Below are 24,777 nucleotides of genomic sequence, written 5' to 3'. Positions count from 1 at the left end.
TGAATACTCTCAATAATAACAGTAGAAAAAATCAAAGCACTACGAATAAAAGTATTTACGGTTGGGATCTTATTGGTTTAAAATTTAATCTTTTTTAAGTCTGTAGGATGATGGAGATTTCCCCATTATATTTTTAAAAACCCTTGTAAAATAATAAGGGTCGTCATAACCAATTGCTCTTGCAATTTCGTTAATTCTTAAAGAACTAAAATCCAATAAGTGACATGCTTTCTGTATTCTAAGAATTGTTAAATGTTCAATAGGCGAATGGTCTGTTCGTTTCTTAAATAGTAGACAGAAATGCGAAACCGACAAACCACAGTGAACGGCCAGATCATGTACCGTAATATTTTTATTTAAATTATCTTTCATGTATACGGTGGTCTTCGATATGGGATCTTTTTTGTATATCTCTCTGGATTTTCTGTATAAAGACAGATATTTTAACGATCCTAATAAGTTAATTATCAGTACACTACTGTATTCTAAATTGTTTAATGAAAAGCCCTCTTCTAAAGTATAGTAGATTTCTTCAAATAAATGAATTCTGTCTTCTAATTTAGAGTTAGTGTTATCATTTAAAATGCGCGGGTAATCTTGTGGTAAGACAAAATGATTGGTGTTTTCTCCAGAGAAGTGTACCCAATATATACTCCAAGGGTCGTCATGGTTAGAAGCATATTTATGAGATGTATTACGAGGTATAATATGGTAGTGGTTTTTTAAAAGAAAATCTCGTTTTCCATTGACTTCTATCCAGCCAGATCCTTTTACACAAAAAATAAGAATATATTCAGAACAATCTTTATTCCTTTCCCTATAGTGATATTTTGCATTAGGGAAAAAACCAATATCAGTCACATATAAATCCTTAGTAAATTGGTTTTTTTTTAAAATTTTAGTGGATTTTTTAGGGATAACTAATATTTTTTCTCCAGTAAAAGTATCCTTTTTCCGCATGGTATTTTTTTTAAAAATAAGAAAATAATCCATTAATATCATAAAATTGTCTATTTCTAGTAAGAACAATACGTAGTAATTTTACAAATAATAGCATTGTAATTGTGCAATATTGAAATAAAGCCTTCGCTGAAAAGCAGAAATTAAAAATATATTTTAGAGCATGGAAGTAAAAGTTTGGTCAGAAAAAGTTGTAATTCCAACTTATGAAATTGGTAAGCCTGAAAAAAATCCAATATTCCTAGAAAAACGAGTGTACCAGGGTAGCAGTGGAAAAATGTATCCACATCCTGCAATTGAAAAGATTCATGATGAGAAGATTGATAAAGAATGGTTGGCATGTTTTCTAGAGAATGATTATTTAAAAATAATGATTCTGCCAGAATTGGGAGGTCGTGTACAAATGGCTTATGATAAAACCAAGAAACGTCATTTTGTGTATTACAATGAGGTTATAAAGCCTGCATTGGTAGGTTTAACAGGGCCTTGGATTTCCGGAGGTATAGAGTTTAATTGGCCACAGCATCACAGACCCAGTACTTACGACCCGGTAGATTATAAAATTGAATCACATCCAGATGGTAGTAAAACAGTTTGGTGTAGTGAGATAGAGCGCATGTTTGGCACTAAAGGTATGGTAGGTTTTAGATTATATCCAGATAAAGCCTATTTAGAAATAAATGCTAAGCTATATAATAGAACGCTTTTGCCTCAAACATTTTTATGGTGGGCTAACCCTGCGGTAGCAGTAAATGACGATTATCAATCGGTATTTCCTCCAGATGTGAATGCAGTATTCGATCACGGAAAACGAGATGTATCAAAGTTCCCCATTGCAACGGGCACATATTATAAATTTGATTATGCTCCGGGAACAGATATTTCACGATATAAAAACATTCCTGTACCGACCTCTTATATGGCAATAAAATCCAAATACAACTTTGTTGGAGGGTACGAAAATGATAGTAAAGGCGGATTACTTCACGTAGCAAATCATCATGTATCACCAGGTAAAAAACAATGGACCTGGGGAAATGGCGATTTTGGTAAAGCTTGGGATAGAAACTTAACAGATAAAAATGGACCTTATATTGAGTTAATGTGTGGCGTCTATACAGATAACCAGCCTGATTTTTCATGGATCATGCCTTATGAAGAAAAGACCTTTACGCAGTATTTCATGCCATATCAAGATTTAGGCGTTGTAAAGAATGCCTCTAAAAATGCGATGCTAAACCTTGAATTTGAAGGTGATAAAGCACTATTAAGTGTTTATGCTACGGGCATTTATTCAAATGTAACCATAAAAGTTTTACAGGACAATAAGGAGCTGTTAAATGAGAGATTTAACTTTAAACCTGGAGTGACCTATTTTAAAGATTTGCAAATAGACCAAACCATTCCCTTAAAAAACTATTACGTTTCGGTGATTTCAGAAGCAGGTGAGTTACTTGTTGATTGGGTTCCGGAAAAAAATGAATCAGACGATATTCCAGAAGCGGCGAAAGCAGCAAAACCTCCAAAAGAGATTTCAACTATTGAAGAATTATTTTTAAATGGACAACATTTAGAACAATATAGACATGCGACCTATAATCCAATGGATTATTATCAGGAAGCCTTAAGTCGAGACCCAGAGGATATTCGCTGTAATAATGCTATGGGCTTATTACTTTTCCGCAATGGAAAATTTGCTGAATCAGAAAAACATTTCCTAAAAGGGTATCAACGACAAATTCTTCGAAATCCAAATCCATATGATGGCGAACCCCTTTTTAATTTAGGTTTATCATTGCGCTATCAAGGAAAAGATGAGCAAGCATATGAAGCGTTTTATAAATCTATCTGGAATACAAACTTTATGGATAGTGGGTATTTTCAAATAGCCCAAATAGAAGCTGTAAATAATGAGTGGCATTTGAGTTTAGACTCTATAAATAAATCACTGATTAGAAATTGGCATAATCATAAAGCCAGGCATTTAAAAACAGCAATTCTAAGAAAAAATAGTAGTGCAGTTGAGGCCAAAAAACTAATCGATGAATCGTTAGAATTAGATGCTTTTAATTTCGGGCTGTACTATGAGAAGTTTTTATTGGGAGATCCTGCTGCCAAAGATGATATGGTAGAATTAATGCGAGGAAACATTCAAAATTATATTGAAGTTGCTTTAGATTATAACTGGGCAGGGATGTATTCTGAAGCTATAGAATTATTAGAAATAGGAGTGGAACAACAGGCTGCCAAATACCCAATGGCTTTATATTATAAAGCTTGGTTTTTGGAAAAATCAGGAAAACATCACGAAGCCTTAGAGGGCGTTAAGGAAGCAGAGTTATGTTTGCCAGACTATTGTTTCCCTAACAGATTGGAGTCTGTATTGGCTTTACAATTCGCCATAGAAGTTAATCCTAGTGGAGCCAAAGCGCCATATTATTTAGGTAATTTCTGGTACAATGCACGTCAGTATCAAGAAGCGTTACAATGCTGGGAAAAATCGACAACTAATAATGATCATTTTCCTACGGTTTATAGAAATTTAGCCTTAGCCTATTATAATAAGTTTGATCAGCCTAAAAAAGCCTTAAAAGCTCTTGAAACAGCATTTCATTTGGATAAACAAGATGCTAGAATCCTTATGGAGTTAGATCAATTATATAAAAAGCTTAATAAGTCTGTGGATTTTAGATTAAATACTCTCGAAGAGCATTTAAAATTGGTAAAGCAGCGAGATGATGTATATATTGAATGGGTTTATTTAAACATTCTAAACGGCGATTATTTAAAAGCCTTTAATTTAATTATGGAAAGAACTTTCCACCCCTGGGAAGGAGGTGAAGGAAAAATAACAAAAGCATACACTTCTTGTCTTGTTGGTTTAGGTAAACAGGCTATTGAAAATAAAGATTTTACCAAAGCTATAGATTGGTTAAATAAAGCGAAGATTTACCCTTTAAATTTAGGAGAAGGAAAATTACAAGGTGCTCAAGAGAACGATATTGATTTTTGGTTAGGTTGTGCCTATGAGGGTATAGGAGAATTAAATCAAGCCAAAATAAATTGGAAGCAAGCGTCTGCAGGGTTAAGTGAACCAGCAATAGCATGGTTTTATAACGATCAGCAACCAGATACGATATTTTATCAAGGTATGGCGTTATTAAAACTTCAACAAAAAGAAGAAGCGATTAAGCGTTTTAATAAATTAATCGATTTTGGAAAGCAACACATGGAAGATAAAGTGAAAATAGATTATTTTGCTGTCTCACTTCCGGATTTGTTGATTTGGGAGGACGATTTAGTTCAGAAAAATAAGATTCATTGTCATTACCTTATGGCATTAGGGTATAAAGGAAAAGATATGATAAAAGAATCTTTAGAATGTTTTAAGAATATACTGGAGTATGACTGTACTCATATAGGAGTATTGGAAAACTAGGCTTTTTGAACATTTTGTCGACCATTTTGAACAATTTATCCACTTAACCTCTTTGGTTTAATGACTAATTTTGGATGTATCAAACTATAAATTAACGTGAACTCGATATAAATTTCAATAGACAAATGGTTTTATATTACTGACAAACAATGTTTTGTCATGTCGACTAAGCGAAGCATGAGCCTTTCGACTTCGCTCAAGATAAACTTTCGAGACATCTCATAAGGATGAGATTCCTCCTTGTTCGGAATGACATAGGTTCCTTGCTAAAATATTTAAAGAACTAATTATCATTATAATATATCGAACTCACGTTAAATAATATAAATTTAGTTTATAGTTAAGACTAATTTTTTATGAAAAAAGACTTGTTTATTCTAAATAATGATAGAGCTTTAGTAGAAAGTCTTAAAGAAGGAAAAATAAAAGCTTTTGAAGAGTTGTTTAATCAATATAATAAAAACCTATATGGTTTTGCACTTGGGTATTTAAAATCTCCTGTCGAAGCAGAAGGCGTTGTTCAAGATGTCTTTTCAAAAGTTTGGGAAAAAAGAAGAGCTTTAAAACCAGAACATAATTTCAAATCTTACATCTTTACTATAGCGTTTAACTTGATAAAAAAAGTATTTATAAAAAGAAATAAAATTAGAACCTATTTGAATTCAAAAGAAAAGGTCATTGATTTTGATCAATCCACTTTAAGTCAAATTGATTATCATTTCATGATGGAAAGGGTTATGGAATTGGTTTCTAAAATGCCAGATCGTAGAAGAGAAACGTTTATAAAAAGCCGTTTTGATGGTTTGTCTGTTAAAGAAATAGCTAAAGAAATGAATGTGAGCCCTAAAACAGTAGAGAGTCAAATTACTTCAGCTCTAAAGTTTATTAAAGCCAATTGGGATCTTAAAGAACCTCACGGAAAAGCACAAATAGTATAAAATTTATTTAGGTCAGTAGGGGAATTGCTTAGATTAAGGATATTAACTTAATACTAAGCATTTTTTGTTTGTGTGTATAAATAATATTTTTTGATGAAACTAAGCATTGATAAGAAAAGAATTAAAAATTATTTTTCTGGCAATTATGACCAAAAAGATAGTTTGTATATAGAAAAACTGTTTTCTAATGCAGAAATGGAGGGTGAGTTAAAAGTGTTTCTTGAGGAAAATTGGAATGAATTTCAGAACTTACATGATGTACCTGAATATGACCTAGATCATATTCTACTTAGGCTTTATGAAGAAATAAAGCAAAAAAAGAATAACAATTCGCAAAAGAAAATCTTTGCTAAAGTTTGGAAAGTCTATGCACGTGTAGCCGCTATATTAATACTTCCTATAGCATTAATGTATATGATGCATATTAATAAAGTAAATAAAGATCTTATAAATGAAGATTCTTATGCAGAAGTTAGTGCTCCTTTAGGGTCTAGAGTTCAATTTAAGCTTCCAGATGGTAGTATAGGTTGGTTAAACAGTGGCTCTAAAATTAAGTACCCAGTAAAGTTTGGAAAAACAAGAGATGTTAAATTAACTGGGGAAGCTTGGTTTGATGTGAAAAAAGATGCGAGCAAACCTTTTAATGTATATGCCTCTAGTGTTAATATATCTGTTTTAGGGACACAATTCAATGTTTCGGCGTATCAAAATGAAAAAGTAGATGTTGTTTTAGAAACAGGGAAAGTGAAGTTAAAACAATTGAATACTAGTGAAGAATTGGAGATGGATCCACAAGATAGGGTGGTTATAAATACCAAAAATAATACTGTAGATAAAACAAAACTGGAAGAAGCGTATAGGTATTCTAGTTGGAAAGAAGGCAAGCTTATTTTTAGAAATGATCCTATTAATGAAGTTGCAAAGAGATTGAGCAGGTGGTATAATGTATCGGTTAATATAGAGAATAAACACAATAAAGATTTACGGTTAAGAGCAACCTTTGTAGATGAAGATGTTGAAGAAGTGCTACGCTTGTTAAAGATAAGTTTCCCAATTGATTATAAAATAGAATCCAGGGAAAAAGATAAAGATAATCAATTCGATAAACGTAACATAATAATTACGGTTGAATAGAAAATACACTAACCAACTAAATATAAATTGCCTATGACATAACAAGACTTAAAAAAACAGGAATGTGGTTACGACACATCCCTGCCTAAATTATTAGCAGAGTTAACAAATTAAAAACTACTAAAAAATACAAAATTATGAAAAAAAACTCAGAACGAGGTGATTTTCAATCACGACGTATTAGAAATATCTTAAGGATTATGAAAATATCAATATTCCTATTTTTTATTACTGTTACAAGTGTTTTTGCAAACGATTCGTATTCTCAGAATAAAAAGCTGACCTTAAATATGACGAATGTCAAACTGGGAGAAGTTCTAGATGCTATTGAGGAAAATAGTAAATTTTATTTTCTTATTAATAAAGATCTTATTGATGAAAATAGAATTGTAAGTATTAATGTAACAAAGGCGAAAATAAGTAACATTTTAAGTCTATTATTAAATGACAAGGAAATTGAATATGTTATTCATGATAAGCAGATCGTTTTTGTAAAACGTGGACATCGAAAATTAGAAGACACATCAGGTTTGGGATTAATATCTAATGGTTTTTCTACAAAGATAGAAGCCTCTCTTATAAATGTAAAAACAACTCAAAATAATACTATTACTGGAGTGGTGACTGATGCTAGTGGTGTCCCGCTCGCTGGAGCTAATATATTAGAAAAAGGCACAACAAATGGTGTCGTTAGTGATTTTGATGGTAAATTTTCGTTAAATGTTTCAAGCGGAAATGTTATTCTGGTAATAACTTATATTGGTTTCTCTGATAAAGAGGTACCAGCCGTTGCTGGACAGTCTAACTTAAATATAATTTTAGAGGAAAACACAGCTGCTTTAGATGAGGTTGTAGTAATAGGGTATGGATCTACTGTAAGGAAAAAAGATTTGACAGGGGCAGTATCAAGTGCAAACCTCGATAATGCCCTTGAAACATCTAATGTTTCTATACTTCAAGCGCTGCAAGGATCTATTACTGGTATTAATATAGGTGCAGTTACCACTGCTGGTGCTAATCCTAGTTTATCTGTTCGAGGACGAAATACACTACATAATAATAATGTGACTAGTCAGAATGAAACAAATTCAAATCTACCACTTATTGTATTGGATGGGATTATATATAGAGGAAGTTTGGTTGATATTAACCCTTCAGATATTCAATCAATAGATATACTAAAAGATGCAAGTTCCGCTGCAATCTATGGCTCTCAGGCTTCTAATGGTGTTATGGTCATAACAACTAAGAGTGGAGGTGCTGCTAGTGGAAAGCCTATTATAAATTATACTTCAAGTTATTCTATTCAAAGTCCAACTAATAAAATGCGCCCAATGCGATCAGCTGAGTATGAGGAATTTTATCCAGAGATCTTTTGGGAAGAGGGCGCCAGGATAGGTCCAGATTTTCTTCAGAGAGACCCTAATTTCAATTTCGCACAGAATTTGAAAACTAATTTTCTGATCGATGGATATAATGCTGGTTTAGATGTAGATTGGTGGGATCAACTTACTAGACAAGGCACGATAAATATGCATAATCTTAGTATCAGACAAAGAAAAGAAAACTTTAATTATTTTGTATCTGCTGGTATTACAGATCAAAAAGGGTTTCTTGTAGGCGATGATTATACCAGGTATAATTTTAGGGTAAATTTGGAATCTAAAATAAACAACTGGTTGAAAATAGGAACTCAAACCTATGCGATTGTTAGTGATTATTCTGGGGTAAACCCAAGTTCAAGAGATGTATTTCGTGTACAGCCATGGGCACCTATAAGAGATGATCAAGGAGAATTTATCGTTAATCCGGTAGATGGCTTAAACCCTTTTTTATTTAAAGAACAAGATAATTCTGATATACGATTAAATCTATCAACTACCTGGTATGCCGATATTAATTTACCTATAAAAGGACTTAAGTATAGATTGAATTATTCAAATGCTTATCGAACAAGAAACGAATTTAATTTTAATCCTTATGAAGTAAACTTTACTGGAGAAGGTTTTAAAGAACATATTATTGGTTGGGATCAAACCTTGGATAATATTATCTCATTTAAAAGAACTTTTAACAATGTTCATAATTTAGACGTCACACTCGTGTATGGTATAGAAAAAAGGCATATTAATGAAACATATTCAGAAGCTAGTAATTTTGGTTTAGATATTTTAGGATTTAATAGATTGCAAGCTGGAGATCCTACACTTAATATAATAGAAACGAACAAAGAAGAGGAAAGTAGTCTGTACCAGATGGCAAGGGTGTTGTACAACTATAAAAATAAATATTTTTTAACAGGTACTATACGTCGTGATGGTTTCTCTGGTTTTGGTGCAAACGACAAAATTGCTATTTTTCCTACTGGGGCATTTGCTTGGGCTATTACTGAAGAAGATTTTGCCAATGATATTTCTTGGTTAGATTTCTTAAAGCTTCGAGTCTCTTATGGGCAATCAGGTAGACGTGGGGTTGATCGACTACAAACTCTTGCCAGAGTATCATCAGAACCATCTCTAGTATTTGGAGATGGAGGATCTCCATCTCAAGGACTGTCTATTACGACCTTGTCAAGTCCTTTTTTAGGTTGGGAGACTACTACAGGTGTCAATATTGGGGTTGATTTTGAGATGTTGAATTCACGATTAAATGGTAGCATTGAATATTATAACAATAAGACAGAAAATATTCTATTTGCTATAGCACTTCCTAGAATAGGTGGCATTCCAGAAGTTAATTCTAATATTGCCGAAGTAGCTAATAATGGGATTGAGCTTACTTTGAATGGCACAATTATGAAAAAAAAGGATTTTCAATGGAATGCATCTCTTAATTTCAACAGGGTGAGAAATGAAATAACCTCTATTTTTGGATCTTCTAATGATAATGACAATGACGGACAAGAAGATGACTTAGTAGGAAACGGTCTCTTTATTGGCGAACCTCAAAATTCTATCTATAATTTTGACATTATAGGTATGTGGCAGTTATCTGACAGGGACAATGGAACCTTGCCAGAGGGTTTTTTCCCAGGTACATATATGCTTGCGGATCTAAATGATGATGGTGATATTTCTTCCTTAAATGACAGAAAAATTATTGGATATCAAGACCCGTCATATAGATTTGGGTTTGCAAATACAATCACCTATAAAGATTTCACTCTTTATGCATTTCTAAACTCTATTCAAGGGGGTGATAATTATTATTTAGGGGATGATGCTTTTCATTCAAACAGGGATCAATTGTCGTTTACTAATGTTCCTAGTGGTGGCTACGATTTTTGGACACCAGAAAATCCGAATGCACGATATAGAAGATTGGATACGTCTTCGCAACTTGGTGCACAAGAAGGTAACCCTAACGGAGCCAAACCATATTCATCAAGAAGTTTTGTTAGGCTACAAGATGTTACTTTATCTTATAATATTCCTAATAAAGTTATGAGCATGCTAGGACTTAGTAGGGCAAAAGTATTCATTAGTGGCAAAAACCTTGTTACCTGGACCAAATGGAAAGGATGGGATCCAGAAACGGGTGGCGGCTTTGGAGCAAGTGCAAATGGAGTGCCTACAATGAAAAGTTATACACTAGGGTTAAATGTAGAATTTTAAAAAATCGTGATTATGAAAAGTTTAAAAAAATTAATATTGATTGGTTTAGTTTTGGTCACGGCAGGTTCTTGTAATGAACAAGATTTCTTAAAGGAAGAGGCATTCGGTTTTTATTCTCCTGAGAATTCATATACTTCGCCGACTCAAATAGAATCTGCAATTGCCAAAATGCACGAAAACGTAAGAAATATGTTGTTCGAAAATAATGATAGAAGTTTTATTTTCCAGTATACTGCGGATTATGCGTATGATGCGATAAACCCTACACATGCATTAAATTCATGGGCAGATAGAGTTTTCCCTGAAGCTGGTGAAGTAGATTGGATGTGGAGAAGTTTTTATAAGATTATCTTTAATGCCAATGTTATTTTAGGAAGAATAGGTGCGATAGAGTATAGTTCTGAAGAGGAACGAGCTGCACATATCGCTGAAGCGAAATTTTTTAGAGCTTGGTCTTACAGAGGGTTGGGTATTATTTTTGGAGGTGTTCCGTTGACTTTAGAAGAAGCAACTAGTCCTGTAAGGGATTATGTAAGAGCCTCTAGACAAGATGTATGGAATTTAATTATCCAAGATTTAACAGAAGCTGTTCCTGATTTACCAGGAGCGGACGATGTAGCAGATGGAAGGGTAACCAAGGGTGCTGCTAACCATCTGTTGACAGAAATGTACATTATAGTTCAAGATTATGATAAAGCAATTTCTGCAGCTACTGAGGTTATTGAAAATTCTGGTTATGCATTGATGCAGAATCGTTTTGGTTCTAGAAGCGGAGAACCTGGAGATGTCTATTGGGACCTTTTTAGAAGAGATAACCAAAATAGAGGCTCAGGTAATACCGAAAGTATTTGGGTCAGTCAATATGAATATCTTACTCCAGGTGGGGGTAGGGGAGATAACTTACCTAGATTTTTAATGCCTTTATATTGGCAGTTAAAAGATGATAACGGTGAAAATCTTTTTACCGGACCTAATGAAAATTTTGGTGGTCGTGGTATTGGTTGGTGGGCACCTACAGATTATTGGTTAATTGATGTTTGGCAGAATTCTAATGCTGATATGAGAAATTCTGAGTTTAATATTATTCGTGATATAGTTGCTAATAATCCTGCGTCTGCATTTTTTGGACAACCAATTATTGCTAGTGGTGCAATTGATGATGACTTCCCTGATCCATATAATAGATGGTGGAATGTGATTATTGCAAAAGGCGCACCTTTAGGTAATTTTCCTGAAGAGGTTATACAAGACCCTGCAACTGGATTAACTACAAACTTTGCAAATAGTTCGTATCGAGATCGTTATATGATGCGATTACCTGAAACATATTTACTAAGAGCAGAAGCTTATCTACTTAAAGGAGATGCTGCTAGTGCTGCAGGAGATATAAACATCGTAAGAGCAAGAGTGAATGCAGACCCAGTATCACCTGGTGATGTAGATATGGATTATATTCTTGATGAAAGGGCAAGAGAACTTTTTGCAGAGGAACTACGGCTTTTAACTTTAATGCGAATGGATAAAATAGTTGAAAGAGTAAGAAAATACGATCCAATGCACAATGGTAAATACGCATCCAATGGTATAAATGACCATCAAAACTTATGGCCTATCCCCAATCAGGAAATCGAAAGAAATACTGAGGCGGTTTTAGAACAAAACCCAGGCTATAATTAAAAACGGAGTCATATTAAGTTATTTTAAATTGAAAATTTTCAGTTGTTAGTTTATTTGAGTTAGTTAAAAATGGGACTTAGATTATATGAGTCCCATTTTTTAATATAACGAGACTTGTATTTGTTAAAAAAAGAGATTTTGGTTTGTGTAATACCAAATAAACTATAGGGTTTTACTAAAACAATTTAAATCATACCCAGTTAAGAAGAATACTTGGTTTTTACTAACCCGAGGCATAAAATTTCAGAATAACCTTGGCTGCTGAACGAAGCGGAATTTTGAGCATAGCCGAAGTATAACTATTGTTAAATTTTATAGCGATAGAGTCTTAGAAAACAAACGAATTATTTAATGTCATTTATATAGCTTATTTGGTGTAATAGGTTAATGTAATTTCATGTACTATATATAAGATGATAGAAGTAGGTTTTAAAGATTAGAAATTAGTTTATTTGGGGTAATATCAGAAAACAGAAGTAAAAGTGTTATTAATATAAAATTAGGTAAGATATGTTGGTTAATTATTTTAAAAAAAATAGGGATGAGTTATATTCTTATAAGTTTGTAATACTTATAATAGTCACATGTTTTTTATATAATTGTGATTCTAGTAATAAACAAACGATTAATAAGCAGGAAATAAACTGGGGTGAATATTTAAGACCTAATGATATGGTTTGGGATAGTATGCCTCAAAAATGGAAAGAAGCACCACATTTAGGGAATGCATCTATTGGATCTATGTTATATCAAGAAGGAAAATCCATTAAATTACAGTTATTTCATGCTAACACTAATGACCATAGAGATAATACTTTTGGTTGGACAGCCTACAGTAGAACCCGATTTGAAATTGGTTCATTGAACTTGAATACAGTTGGTAATATCTTGGATGGAGAATGGCGTTTGGATATTTGGAATGCAGAACTCAATGGGATAGTCAAAACAGATCTTGGGGAGATTCGTTTTAGACACTATGTACATGCAGAAGATATGGTGATAGTAACTGAAATATGGCCAACCAAAGGTGAGTCTAAAGCCAATTGGTCGTGGCACTCTAAGAAGGCAGAAACAGGGCGAAAAGGATACCCTCGTAATCCTGAAGAAATCAAAGAATTTGCAAAAACCTATGGAGAGCACTATGAAAAGACCTTAAAGATACATGAACCCAACCCAGAAGGGATTCAAAAAAAGCATGAGGAAATTGAATTGTGGGAACAAAACCTAAGCTACGGAGGGCAATATACTACGGCTTGGACGGATTTAAGAACTGATGATACGAAACGAACATTATATGTAAGTATAGCTAATAGCTATCCTGAAAATACAGCGACTTCGGATGCAGTTGCATCTGTTCAAAAAGCTAAGAAATCGAACTTAAAAGATTTGACGAAAAGCCATAGAAAATGGTGGCACAATTACTACCCACAGAGTTTTATATCTATTCCTGATGCAGCATTGGAAAAGTTGTATTGGAATCAGATTTATCGTTATGGTAGTACGGCAAGACAAGGACGGTCTATAGTCAATACATCAGGATTATGGTTTCAGGGTGGAAATTGGCCATATATAACCAACGACTATAATACTCAGTCATCTCATTGGGCATTACCAGCAGCCAATAGATTGGAACAATCAGGTGAGTTGCTAGATGCATTACATCGAGCACAGGAAACATTGGTTAAAAATGTTAGACCTGTAGAATGGCAAGACGATGCAGCATTTTTAGCACTTTCAACTGCACCAGATATGATTGGTCCTCGTGACCAAGATATGCGCTATTGGAACTTGGTTGGATGTCTTCCTTGGGTTTTGCACAACTGCTGGTGGCAATATAAGTATAGTATGGACGAAGAAATGCTAAGAGATAAGCTTTTTCCTTTATTAAGAAGAAGCATAAACTTATATTTCAAGATGTTAGAGGAAAGAGAAGATGGGAGATTGGGCTTACCTCCAACTTACAATCCGGAAACGGGAACACATCAAAATAATAATTTTGATTTGGCACTATTTAAATGGGGCTGCAAAGCTTTATTAGAAAGTTGTAAAAGACTAGAAATGGATGATCCGCTAATTCCTAAATGGAAAGCTGTTTTGGAGAAGTTGGTAGATTACCCTAAAGATGAATATGGTTTTCGACTAGGAACCGATGCTAGTTCACCAATTGATCATAGACATGGCTCACACTTGCTAATGATATATCCGCTCTATTTGGTAAATATTGATCAACCAAATACTAAAGAAGTATTGAACGCATCTGTAGAACGCTTTTTTGCAACACCAGGGCTTCCAGCAATGGTAATGACTCATGCGGTACCTTTAGCTGCTGTAATTGGTCGGAGTGATTTAGCTTTAGAAGGTTTAAGAAAGCAGGCTGATGACCTTTACCCAAATGGCCTTTGGTATTATCCACCATGTATTGAGGCTACTTTGTCATTTGCTAACGGTGTTCAAACCATGTTAATACAAGACTGGGAAAATACCATTAGGATTTTCCCTGCAATACCTGACGAATGGAAAAATGTATCATTTCAAAATTTGCGAACTCAAGGTGCTTTTCTAGTAGACGCTACAAGAGAAGATGGAAAAACAATATCAATTGGTATCAAAAGTTTGGCAGGCGAACCTTGCTATCTTAAATCGGACATAGTTAACCCTATGGTAGTTAAGGGGCAAGCTGAAATGAAGGTTTTAGAAGAAGGGTTATGGGAGATAAAAATGAAAAAAAATGCTGAAATACTTTTGGTTTCTAAAGCGAATTGATTTTTATAAAAACAAGCTATTTAAAAAATGATTATATGGAAGGTTGGAGGGTAGAGGATGTAACAAAACCAGTTGTAAATAAGAGTATTTAATTTTGAAACCTTGTAAAAATAACAAAAAGATATAGTAAGGGGTAATAGAACTCATTTAGACTTTTTGGATTTAAGCGAAAATTAGAAGTTTTTGCCTCTGTTGAAGAGTTTTTTGAGTTGCATAGCAGAGCTACGGAAGGAAAAAAAGACAAAAACAGAGCTGAAAACAGCAATTTTTCAGCAAATTGAAAAAGTCTAAATGAGTTCATAGTATAAATATGAGAATATCAAAAATATTTAAAATGATTATTTCACTTAATTACTATTCCTTAATAAAAAGGAAGTGATATTTTATATTATCACTGGTATTTAGAATCTTAATGCAAGAATACGTTATTAAAGAATCAATTGTAGAGGTATAAGGAACAATTTGTCTACACTTTTTTTAGTGAATTTAACGATATTTGTTACATAACTAAATATGTAAAAGTTAATAGTCAAACTAAATATAATGAAAAAATAGACAGGCTTATTTCTCAAATGACTTTAGAAGAAAAGGTACATCAATTAGCAACCCAATATCCAAACGCTAATATGAGACTTGAAATTCCAAATTTGAGTGCCAATGAATGTTTACATCGCATAAAAATGAATCATGCAATCGTTTTTCCACAAGCCATAGCCATGGTTTCAACATGGGATGAAAATTTAATTGAACGTATGGGGCATATCGGGGCAGAAGAATCTAGAGCTTATGGGATTCATCAATGTTATACGCCAATGCTTGCTGTTGTTCGGGATGTATGTTGGGGGTACACGGAAGAAAGCTATGGTGAAGATTCCTATTTAGTTGGTAAAATTGGAGCGGCTTATATAAAAGGATTGCAGGGAAAGGGAACAGAATGTTTTGACGAAAACCATATTATAGTTACAGCTAAGCACTATGTAGCAGATACCATTTCTGTGGATGGAAAAACCGCAGTGTCTGTGTCTGTGAAAAACACAGGTGATTTTCGGAAGAAGAGGTTGTTCAATTATATGTTCGCGATTTGATTTCAGAACGTGTTGGAAGCCAGCAAAGGAATTTCGAAATTTTAAACGGGTTTATTTAAAACCTGGGGAAACAAAAAACAGTGATGTTTGAAATAGGAAAACAACAATTGGAATATTGGAGATTGGAAAGTCGAACCGTGAACATTTAAAATAATGATAGGTGGAAATTCAGAATCGTTAAAATCAACTGACTTGGATGGTTGAATAAAAAGATTTCATGGTAATAGAAGTGTAGTAGAGGCTGAATTATTGGCTAAAATTGCGTTATTGAAGGTCTTTAAAAACGATAAAAACATGATAGGTATCAGGTACAATAAAAACGAATTAAAAATTCACTAATGAAAAGAACAATTGTTACACTTTTTGCAATGATGCTAATTGGACAGGTCTTTGCTCAGAAAGAGTATAAAGCAAATTGGCAATCGCTAAAAAATTATGAAGCTCCAGAATGGTATGAAGACGCAAAACTTGGGTTTTGGGTACATTGGGGTGTTTATTCCGTACCAGCTTTTATGGGAGCACATGCAGCCGAATGGTATGGTCGTTGGATGTATTGTCATAAGGGACAGGAACGTGATTTTTTAAAACCGGAATTGGTTTTTGAGCATCATAAAACAACTTATGGAGATCAATCTAAGTTTGGTTACAAAGATTTCATTCCCATGTTTAAAGCTGAAAATTTTGATGCAAACGAATGGGCGGATTTATGTGTTCAGGGCGGTGCAAAATATTTTTGCATGATGGGAACGCATCATGATTCGTTTTGTATGTGGGATACCAAGCTAACGAAATGGAATTCGGTAGATATGGGACCAAAACGCGATTTGGTTGGCGAATTGAAAACGGCGGTTACATCACGTGGTTTAAAATTTGGTGTGTCAAATCATTCTGCCTGGAATTATGCTTTTTTTCAATTTAATCATTTAAATAATCACGATGCAGTAGATATTGCAAACCAGGATTTGTATGGAACCCCCATTTTAAGCCCAGTATTGGATACGATACGATATATTCCTGGAGAAGGAAGAGATTCGTGGTTAAAAAGGGTAAAGGGAACTGTAAAACCTAGTGAAAGAGACCTAAACCGTTGGTTGGAACGTACCAAGGAACTTTGTGATTTATACCAACCTGATTTGTATTATTTCGACTGGGGCATGAATATTCCAGAGTTTGAAACCCGTCGGAGAGAATTTGGGAAACACTATTATAATAAAGCTATTGAATGGGGTACTGGAAAATATGGAAATCCAGGTGTAGTACTTAATTATAAAAATAAGGCATTCCCATATGGTGCTGCTGTAAAGGACCATGAACGTGGTGGAGAAGGAAAAATAGCTCCCATGGTTTGGCAAACCGACGACTGTGTTTATAATGGCAATACCTGGGGATATTCGTCAGGTGTCCCAATAAAAAGCACGAACACTATTATTGATGAATTAGTAGATATTGTTAGTAAACGCGGTGTTTTAATGTTGTCGTTCGCGCCAAAAGCTGATGGTTCTTTTCCCGAAGATCAAAAAAGACTTATAAAAGAAATGGGATCATGGCTAAATATTTGTGGAGAGGCTATTTATGCTACACGTCCATGGAACGTTTATGGAGAAAAAGGAAATGGGAAAACAGCGACAAATGTTCGTTTTACCCGAAATAAAGCGAAAACCGTATTATATACTACTTTATTGGATTGGATATCTGGTGAAATAACTATAAAATCAATTAATAGTCGAACTATTCCTGAGGGAAGTATTCAGAAAGTATCTCTGATTGGCGTAGAAAAAGAGCTGGATTGGAAAATAGATAAGTATGGATTTACTGTTATACTTCCAAAAAATAAACCAGTTTACAATTATGCTTATCCAATTCGTATTGAACTGAAAAATGCCATTGAAATGACAGATTAATAATTATTAAATTTATCTATGAAGTTTACAAAACATATTTTCATACTCATAGCATCCTTTACATTTTTGGTGGCTTGTAAAAAGGAACAGCCCAAAATGTTTAGTCCAGATGGAAATTTGGAGATGCATTTTGACATATCTAAAAATGCCCTCTTCATTACACAGCTTTTTAAGGGAGATACTATAATTAACAAGTCACCTTTGGGATTGGTTATAGATCATTCGAATATTTTTGAAAATTTCGAGGTAAAAAAAATTGAAAAACGACATTTTCAAGAAATATGGCGTCCAGTAATAGGAAAATCAAAACAAGTTGAAAATAATTATAATGAGTTAACCTTGTATGGTGTAAAGCGTGGCGAAAACACCACCGAATTCAGTGTCGTTATTAGATGTTATAATGATGGCTTCGCTTATCGCTACAACATACCAAAACAAGAGCAAAGGGATTCGGTTCAAATACATAGTGAATCAACTAGATTACATTTTAAGTCGGATTTTACGTTTTGGGGTTATAATGGCGAACATCATAATATTGGTCCAACAATTTGGTCTAAAAGCAAAGATACTTCTTATAAAATACCATTAGTTACCAAATGTAGTCCTCATACTTATGTTGGTATCCATGAAGCAGAAATAGTTAGGTATGCCCCTTTTAAAATTCAGAAGAGTGATAAAGATAATTCGGTAGGAATAAAAGTTGATAAAACCAAAGACAAACTTCCTGTTAAAACGTCTTGGCGAACTTTTATCATAGGCGAAAAACCAGGAGATTTAGTGAATTCTAACTTGCTGGTAAATCTTAACGAGCCTTGTAAAATTGAAGATACATCATGGATTAAACCAGGCCGTGCAGTTTGGGACTGGCGTGTTTGGGGCTACAAAGCTTCTGATGGATTTGAGTATGGTCTAAACACAAAATCTCATTATCGATTTATTGATTTTGCCGCAGAAAATAATATTCAATATCTATTAATAGATGCCGATTGGTATGGTCCTGAGTTTGAGGAAAAATCAGATCCCACAAAGGCACGAGACGGCATCGATATTGAAGCTTGTATGGCATACGCAAAAACTAAAAATGTGGGCGTGATACTTTACCTTAATGATGTTGGCGCTAAAAAGTTTGGTTTAGAACGTATTTTAAAACAGTTTTCAGATTGGGGAGCAATGGGTGTTAAATATGGTTTTATGAGTGGTTCCATGGAAGAAAAAGTACGCCATACCAGAAACGTTGTAGCGCTTTGTGCAAAATACAGGTTGATGGTCAATTTTCATGATGGTCCTGTTGCTCCTAGTGGTGATGATAGAACATGGCCAAATTTAATTACAAAGGAATTTTGCCATTCCCAAGCAGATGCATTGCGTTCGTATTTTCCCGAGACTATCGTGACTACAACGTTTGTTAATATGATGGCTGGTGCGATTGACAATTGCGATGGTTGGTTTGATTTTAATAAAAGCATAGAAAGAGTAAGAGTGTTTCAAGAAATACCTGGAACGGTATCTGCCGAAGTTGCTAAACTGATTGTTGTTTATACTGGGATGAACATTATGCCCGATGCCCCTGAAGAATATTTAAAAAAAGACGATTTATTCGACTGCATTAGAAAAATGCCTGCACAATTTGATAGTTTTAAGATCATGGATGGCGAAATAGGTGAATATATAGTGGTTGCGAGACAAGCAGGTCATAGTTGGTTTGTTGGAGCACTTACTAATAGGGAAAGTCGTGAGCTAAATGTTGATTTAAGCTTTCTTTCAGATGATGAAAATTATAATATAACCATATATGAAGATGCTGAAACTACGCATTTTTTAGATGAACGAGAAACCTATAACATTAGAAAACTAACAGGAAAGAAAAGGGATAATATAAATTTAAAGTTAGCAAAAGGAGGAGGAGCTTCACTTTACATTGAAAAATTATGATCTGTAACCGTGGTATTAGATGAAGCGATTATTATATAAGAAGTAATGAGTAATTTAATTTGATGATATGAATTTGTTTAAAAATAAATGGTTGCTGGTTGTGTTCGTGTTGTTTTTTTACTCCTGTAATAATAAGGGTTTTAAGGTAGATTATAACTTTAATAAAATAAACAACAGGGTATGGGTAGGAGAGGATTTTTGGAGTGTTCCTTTGGAAGACTGGAGAGTTAATAATGGTAGGGTAGAATGTTTAAGTGATGTTAAACAAGCTACCTTAACAGTTTTGTCCTACTCCTTAAATCAGAATAAAAGTTCATTTAAAATTTCAGTTAAAATGGGATTGCTACAGAAGGGAAAACAACCTGGATCAGCTGGAATTGTAATGGGCTCGAAGGATGATACTGATAGTGATTTTCGGGCAGCTATTTATTTTGGTAAAGGAATAAATATAGGTGTTAACACAAAAGGATATGCTTTTATTAACGAATCGACAACAGATTTAAAAGAAGCATTTGATTATAGTAATTTTAAACTTCAAATTATAGGAAGCCCTGCTGAAAAAGGATATACAGTAACATTGAAAGTTTTGGATTATGAGAATACTATCCAAGCAGAGCTTCAATCGCATATTAATGGAGATATTTCTGGTATTATTCAGTTGGTGAACAATTTCGAAACTGAAAAATCAAAAGGAAAAGGGTCTAAGTTTTGGTTTGATGATTTAGAGTTGATAGGAGAAAAAATAAATCATACCGCTGATAATAAATTTGGTCCTATACTATGGGCAATGCATACGTTAAGTGATAAAACGCTAAAACTAACAGCGCAGTTCCCGCCCATTTCTAAAAAAGACAATCAAATAGCGGAATTGCATATTCAAAAGCAAGGAAGTGACTGGGAAAAAATAACAACCGAGAGAATAGATACCAGTGCTAGATGCGCAAGTTTTAAAGTAAAAAATTGGGATGATACTGCCAATTGCAACTATAAGATAGTATACCCATACTACGACGTTCATGGAAATCCTAAAGTGGAAGAATATCAAGGGGTGATAAAAAAGGATCCAGTAGATAAGCCGTTGGCCATGGGGGCTCTAACCTGTCAGTTCTACACAGGCTTTCCATATACTCCAATTCGTAAAAAACTGGAATTAAAAAAACCAGATATTCTATACTTTTCAGGGGATCAAATCTATGAAGTCAATGGAGGATATAATATTAAAAGACATCCGGAAGGAAAAGCCAATAACAGTTATTTAGGTAAGTGGTATATGTTTGGTTGGGTATTTAGGGATTTAATGAGAAATACCCCTACTATTTGTACACCAGATGACCACGATATTTTCCAGGGCAACCTTTGGGGTGGTGGTGGTAAGTTAAAAAATGACAATACCAGAGGGACACATGACCATGTTGGTTTCGATCAGAGTATTCGAACTATAAATATGGTAAATCGAACGCAATGTTCACATCTTCCCGATCCATATGACGCTACACCAATTGCTAATGGCATGAGTGTATGGTATACCCAGTTAAAATATGGTCGGGTAAGTTTTGCCATTACAACCGATCGCGTTTTTAAGTCGGGGCCAGACGAAGTTGCAAATTGGGATGGACGTTTGGAGCAGATTAAAGATCCAAAAATTACGCCGTCAGATTTGGATAAACCCGGTTTACAATTAATGGGTGAGCGACAAGAATTATTTCTTAAAAATTGGGTAAAAGACTGGAATGGTATTGATATGAAGGTACTATTAAGTCAAACAGTACTTGCAAATGCTACGACGCATTATGGTAAGTTCAACAAAACCTTGTATGGTGATATGGATTCGGGTGGCTGGCCAAAAAAAGCACGAGATGAGACCATTAAAATTGTTAGAAAAGGATTTGCATTTCACATAGCAGGAGATCAGCATTTGCCTTCATTATTGCAGTATGGTATTGATGATTATGGTGATTCTGGTTGGGGGTTTTGTACACCTGCTATTTCTATTTGTTACTCCCGTTGGTTTCGTCCAGACGATCTGGGTGTCAAACCCAAAAATAGACCAAAACATGGATTGCCAAATACAGGAGATTATACTGATTTTTTTGGAAATTATAATCGGGTTTATGCGGTTGGTTATCCTGGAAATTATGTAAAGGACTCAAATAGGTACAAGTTTGAAAACAACAAAACATCGGGCTTTGGCTTTCTGAATTTCAACCAAAAAACGAGAGATATTACAATAGAATCTTGGAAAATGTTGGGTAATGATAACCCTGAGGATATGGATCAACATTATGGTTGGCCTCGTACCATTAATCAATTAGATAATTATGGCCGTAAATCAGTTGCTTGGTTACCAACCATAGTAGTTAATGGGAAACCTAATCCAGTATTACAAATTATTAATCAAGATAACAATGAACTAGAATATATTTTACGTATAAATGGTAATAAATTTGATTCTAAAGTCTTTTCTAAAAGTCTATACACCATAAAAATAGGGTATCCTGAGATGGATTTTTGGAAGGAGATAAAAGATATCAAACCTATTACTGAAAAAGGCCATAGTTGGTTAAGGTTGGATTTGTAATATAGAGAAATCAGACGTTGATTTTTACAATCCTTATTCAGATATTAAAGAGATTCATTAGTTTTGAATTTGTTATCTAATATGTTGAAAATGATATATTTATATTGCGAAAACTTGAGTGGAATGCTATTTTAATATAGTTAGATACAATAAATTTTTAAACATCTTATTTTAAAATAAAAAGTTAATATGAAAACTAATAAACAAATCATTTATCTTATTCTTTTTGCTTCTTTTATTTCTTGCCAATCGATTAAAAAACCAGAAAGATATAGTTTACCTAAAAACTATGATGTAGCATGGAATTCTCAAAGTAAAAACTCTTCGGAATCTATGCCACTTGGTGGTGGCGATGTGGGATTAAATGTCTGGGTTGAAAATAATGAAGTACTATTTTATGTAGCTCAATCCGGTACATTTGATGAAAACAACCAGATGTTGAAACATGGTAGATTTCGAATTAAAATGGATCCAAATCCGTTTGAAGGAGCTACTTCATTTCAACAAAGATTGAATTTACAAACTGGAAATATAACTATTGAAACTGAAAATGGAGAAAATAGCGTTGCAATACATCTTTGGGTAGATGTTTTTAATCCGGTTATTCATGTTGAAACAGATTCTAAACAGCCTATTACTATTTCTGCAGCTTATGAATCATGGCGAACTAAAGATGAAATTTTGCCGTTAGGAACTCGACATGGCACCTTTAGCTATACTGGTTATCCGGGAGAGGTTATAAAATATAAAGATTCCATCGGTTTTGAAGCCAATTCGGTGCTTTGGATGCATCGAAATAGGGCGGATAAATTACTGATTGATTTTTGCATTGAGCAGCAAGGATTAGAAAGTGTTCGCGAACACATAAACAACACACAAATAGGACGAACATTTGGTGGTATGATGACAGGCTCAGATATGGAGCCAAAAGGGAACACAGAAGGTAAATATGTAAGTACAGACTTTACGGGTTGGAAATTGCAAACCAAAAAACCAGTAACAAGTAATGAGCTATTAGTAACATTAAATACGGGTCAGTTCAAATCTATAGAAGATTGGAGACAAAAGTTATTTGAAACCAATCAATTAGGATTAAAGGATAAAGAAGCTGAGTCCAAAACGATAGCTTGGTGGGATAAATTTTGGAAAAAGGGATATGTAATTATTAATGAGTCAGAATCTAATTTAAAAAATCCTGCATGGCAGGTGGGGCGTAATTATCAGTTGTTTCGTTATATGCTAGGGTGTAATGCTTACGGAAAATACCCGTCAAAATTTAATGGAAGCCTTTTTACAGTTGACCCCGTTTTTTTACGTAAAGGAAAATATGATTTAGACCCAGATTTTAGGGCATGGGGAGGTGGAAGTTTTACGGCGCAAAATCAAAGGTTGGTGTATTGGCCTATGCTAAAATCAGGTGATTTTGAAATGATGTTACCACAATTTGACTTTTATAAAAATGCATTATCCTCTGCAGAGGTTAGAACTTCAGTTTACTGGGGGCATGAAGGGGCTTGTTTTACGGAACAACTAGAGAATTTCGGGTTACCTTTTGCTGGTGGTTGGGGCTTTGAATCTGGTTCAAGAAAACGGAATCCAGAAACAGAATTTGGAGTACAAACCAATACTTATGTGAATTATCACTATGTAAACCAACTAGAGTTTTCACTTATGATCTTAGATTATTACTACTTTTCAGGGAAAGATATCAGTTCATATTTGCCTTTTATAAAGTCTTCAATTAAATTTTTTGATGAACATTACCAGTATCGTGAGAAAAACAGAACAGGAAAACCTCTGAATGAAAACGGAAAACTGGTTTTTTATCCGTCAACCGCTGCAGAAATGTATAAAATGGCACGAAACCCTGCCGATGTAATTGCTGCTCTTAAGGTAGTTTCTTCTAGGATGTTAAAACTTCCTGATAATTATATTTCTTTAACAGAAAAAGAGTATTACCAATCCTTACTAAAAAGAATCCCAGAGATTCCATTCGATATAAAAGAAGGGCATAAAGTTATTAAACCAGCCGAAAGTTGGGAATATGTTGCGAATCAAGAAATTCCTGAACTTTATACGGTTTTTCCATATGGGATTTATGGCTTGCATAAACCGGATTTAGAGGTAGCTATAAATACTTGGAATTATGGTGAATCTAAAGACAAAAAGACATTTACCAATTGTTGGAGTCAGGTTGGCATATTTGCTGCAAGGCTTGGTTTAGTTGATGAAGCAGCACATTTGGTTGTGGATAAATTGGCTAATTCCGGAAGACGTTTCCCTGCTTTTTGGGGACCTGGGCCAGATTGGGTACCCGATGTAGATCATGGGGGGGCTGGAATGATTAATCTTCAGGAAATGCTCATGCAAACAGATGGAGAAAAAATTTATTTATTTCCAACATGGCCAAAAGAATGGGACGTGAAATTTAAACTGAATGCACCCAATAATACGGTTGTGGAAGCAGAATTAAAAAATGGGAAATTGATAAATCTTCAGGTTTTACCTGAGAATCGAAAAAATGACATTCAAATATCAAAAGAGTTAGGTGAATAAAATATATATAATGCGGATTAAATATTAGACCAACCTTTGAAAAGAGTTTTTAGTTTATCAAAGTCGATTTGTGATATAACGTCACAGAATGTCGATTTTTAAGTCCATAATTATTGATATCATTTTAAACTATGAACAATCTATGCACCAAACAAGATGGGTTTATTACATCTAATCAAGGTCAAGGTTTAGTTGTTTTG

Annotated in this window: 12 protein-coding genes; 11 read left to right on the top strand and 1 reads right to left on the bottom strand. The window is 34.1% G+C overall.

Going from position 1 to position 24,777, the window contains the following annotated elements; all coding sequences use genetic code 11:
* Nucleotides 1-84: 84 nt before the first annotated feature.
* Nucleotides 85-960, bottom strand: coding sequence for an AraC family transcriptional regulator (locus tag EM932_RS03490; RefSeq protein WP_170179709.1), 876 nt, complete (start codon nucleotides 958-960; stop codon nucleotides 85-87).
* A gap of 163 nt (nucleotides 961-1,123) precedes the next feature.
* On the opposite strand from EM932_RS03490, the gene EM932_RS03485 reads away from it, so the two are divergent.
* The 11 genes from EM932_RS03485 to EM932_RS03435 all read left to right on the top strand — a co-directional run bounded on the left by EM932_RS03485 (nucleotide 1,124) and on the right by EM932_RS03435 (nucleotide 24,577).
* Nucleotides 1,124-4,399: a DUF5107 domain-containing protein gene (locus EM932_RS03485; protein WP_135875525.1), complete on the top strand. Its 3,276-nt coding sequence runs from the start codon at nucleotides 1,124-1,126 to the stop codon at nucleotides 4,397-4,399.
* A gap of 356 nt (nucleotides 4,400-4,755) precedes the next feature.
* Nucleotides 4,756-5,337, top strand: coding sequence for an RNA polymerase sigma-70 factor (locus tag EM932_RS03480; RefSeq protein WP_135875524.1), 582 nt, complete (start codon nucleotides 4,756-4,758; stop codon nucleotides 5,335-5,337).
* Nucleotides 5,338-5,430: 93 nt separating this feature from the next.
* Entirely contained in the window at nucleotides 5,431-6,471 is a 1,041-nt protein-coding gene (locus tag EM932_RS03475) for a FecR family protein (protein ID WP_135875523.1), read from the top strand.
* A 137-nt stretch (nucleotides 6,472-6,608) separates the two neighbouring features.
* Nucleotides 6,609-10,085, top strand: coding sequence for a SusC/RagA family TonB-linked outer membrane protein (locus EM932_RS03470; RefSeq protein ID WP_135875522.1), 3,477 nt, complete (start codon nucleotides 6,609-6,611; stop codon nucleotides 10,083-10,085).
* 12 nt (nucleotides 10,086-10,097) lie between these two features.
* Entirely contained in the window at nucleotides 10,098-11,762 is a 1,665-nt protein-coding gene (locus EM932_RS03465) for a RagB/SusD family nutrient uptake outer membrane protein (RefSeq protein WP_135875521.1), read from the top strand.
* A 510-nt stretch (nucleotides 11,763-12,272) separates the two neighbouring features.
* Nucleotides 12,273-14,525: a glycosyl hydrolase family 95 catalytic domain-containing protein gene (locus EM932_RS21160; RefSeq protein ID WP_246040872.1), complete on the top strand. Its 2,253-nt coding sequence runs from the start codon at nucleotides 12,273-12,275 to the stop codon at nucleotides 14,523-14,525.
* A gap of 572 nt (nucleotides 14,526-15,097) precedes the next feature.
* Nucleotides 15,098-15,610 (top strand): glycoside hydrolase family 3 N-terminal domain-containing protein, encoded by a 513-nt coding sequence (locus tag EM932_RS03455; RefSeq protein WP_135875520.1) that lies wholly within the window; start codon nucleotides 15,098-15,100, stop codon nucleotides 15,608-15,610.
* A gap of 338 nt (nucleotides 15,611-15,948) precedes the next feature.
* On the top strand, nucleotides 15,949-17,511 hold the full coding sequence (locus tag EM932_RS03450) for an alpha-L-fucosidase (RefSeq protein ID WP_135875519.1): 1,563 nt from the start codon (nucleotides 15,949-15,951) through the stop codon (nucleotides 17,509-17,511).
* Between the two features lie 18 nt (nucleotides 17,512-17,529).
* A complete protein-coding gene (locus tag EM932_RS03445) occupies nucleotides 17,530-19,443 on the top strand; it encodes a glycoside hydrolase family 97 protein (protein WP_135875517.1) in 1,914 nt (637 codons plus the stop codon).
* Between the two features lie 67 nt (nucleotides 19,444-19,510).
* Nucleotides 19,511-22,021: an alkaline phosphatase D family protein gene (locus EM932_RS03440; RefSeq protein ID WP_135875515.1), complete on the top strand. Its 2,511-nt coding sequence runs from the start codon at nucleotides 19,511-19,513 to the stop codon at nucleotides 22,019-22,021.
* A 189-nt stretch (nucleotides 22,022-22,210) separates the two neighbouring features.
* On the top strand, nucleotides 22,211-24,577 hold the full coding sequence (locus tag EM932_RS03435; RefSeq protein ID WP_135875513.1) for a DUF5703 domain-containing protein: 2,367 nt from the start codon (nucleotides 22,211-22,213) through the stop codon (nucleotides 24,575-24,577).
* The last annotated feature ends 200 nt before the right edge of the window (nucleotides 24,578-24,777 follow it).

Source organism: Flavivirga rizhaonensis (assembly GCF_004791695.1).
GTDB classification, from domain to species: Bacteria; Bacteroidota; Bacteroidia; order Flavobacteriales; family Flavobacteriaceae; genus Flavivirga; species Flavivirga rizhaonensis.
This window is presented reverse-complemented; position numbering and strand designations above follow the sequence as displayed.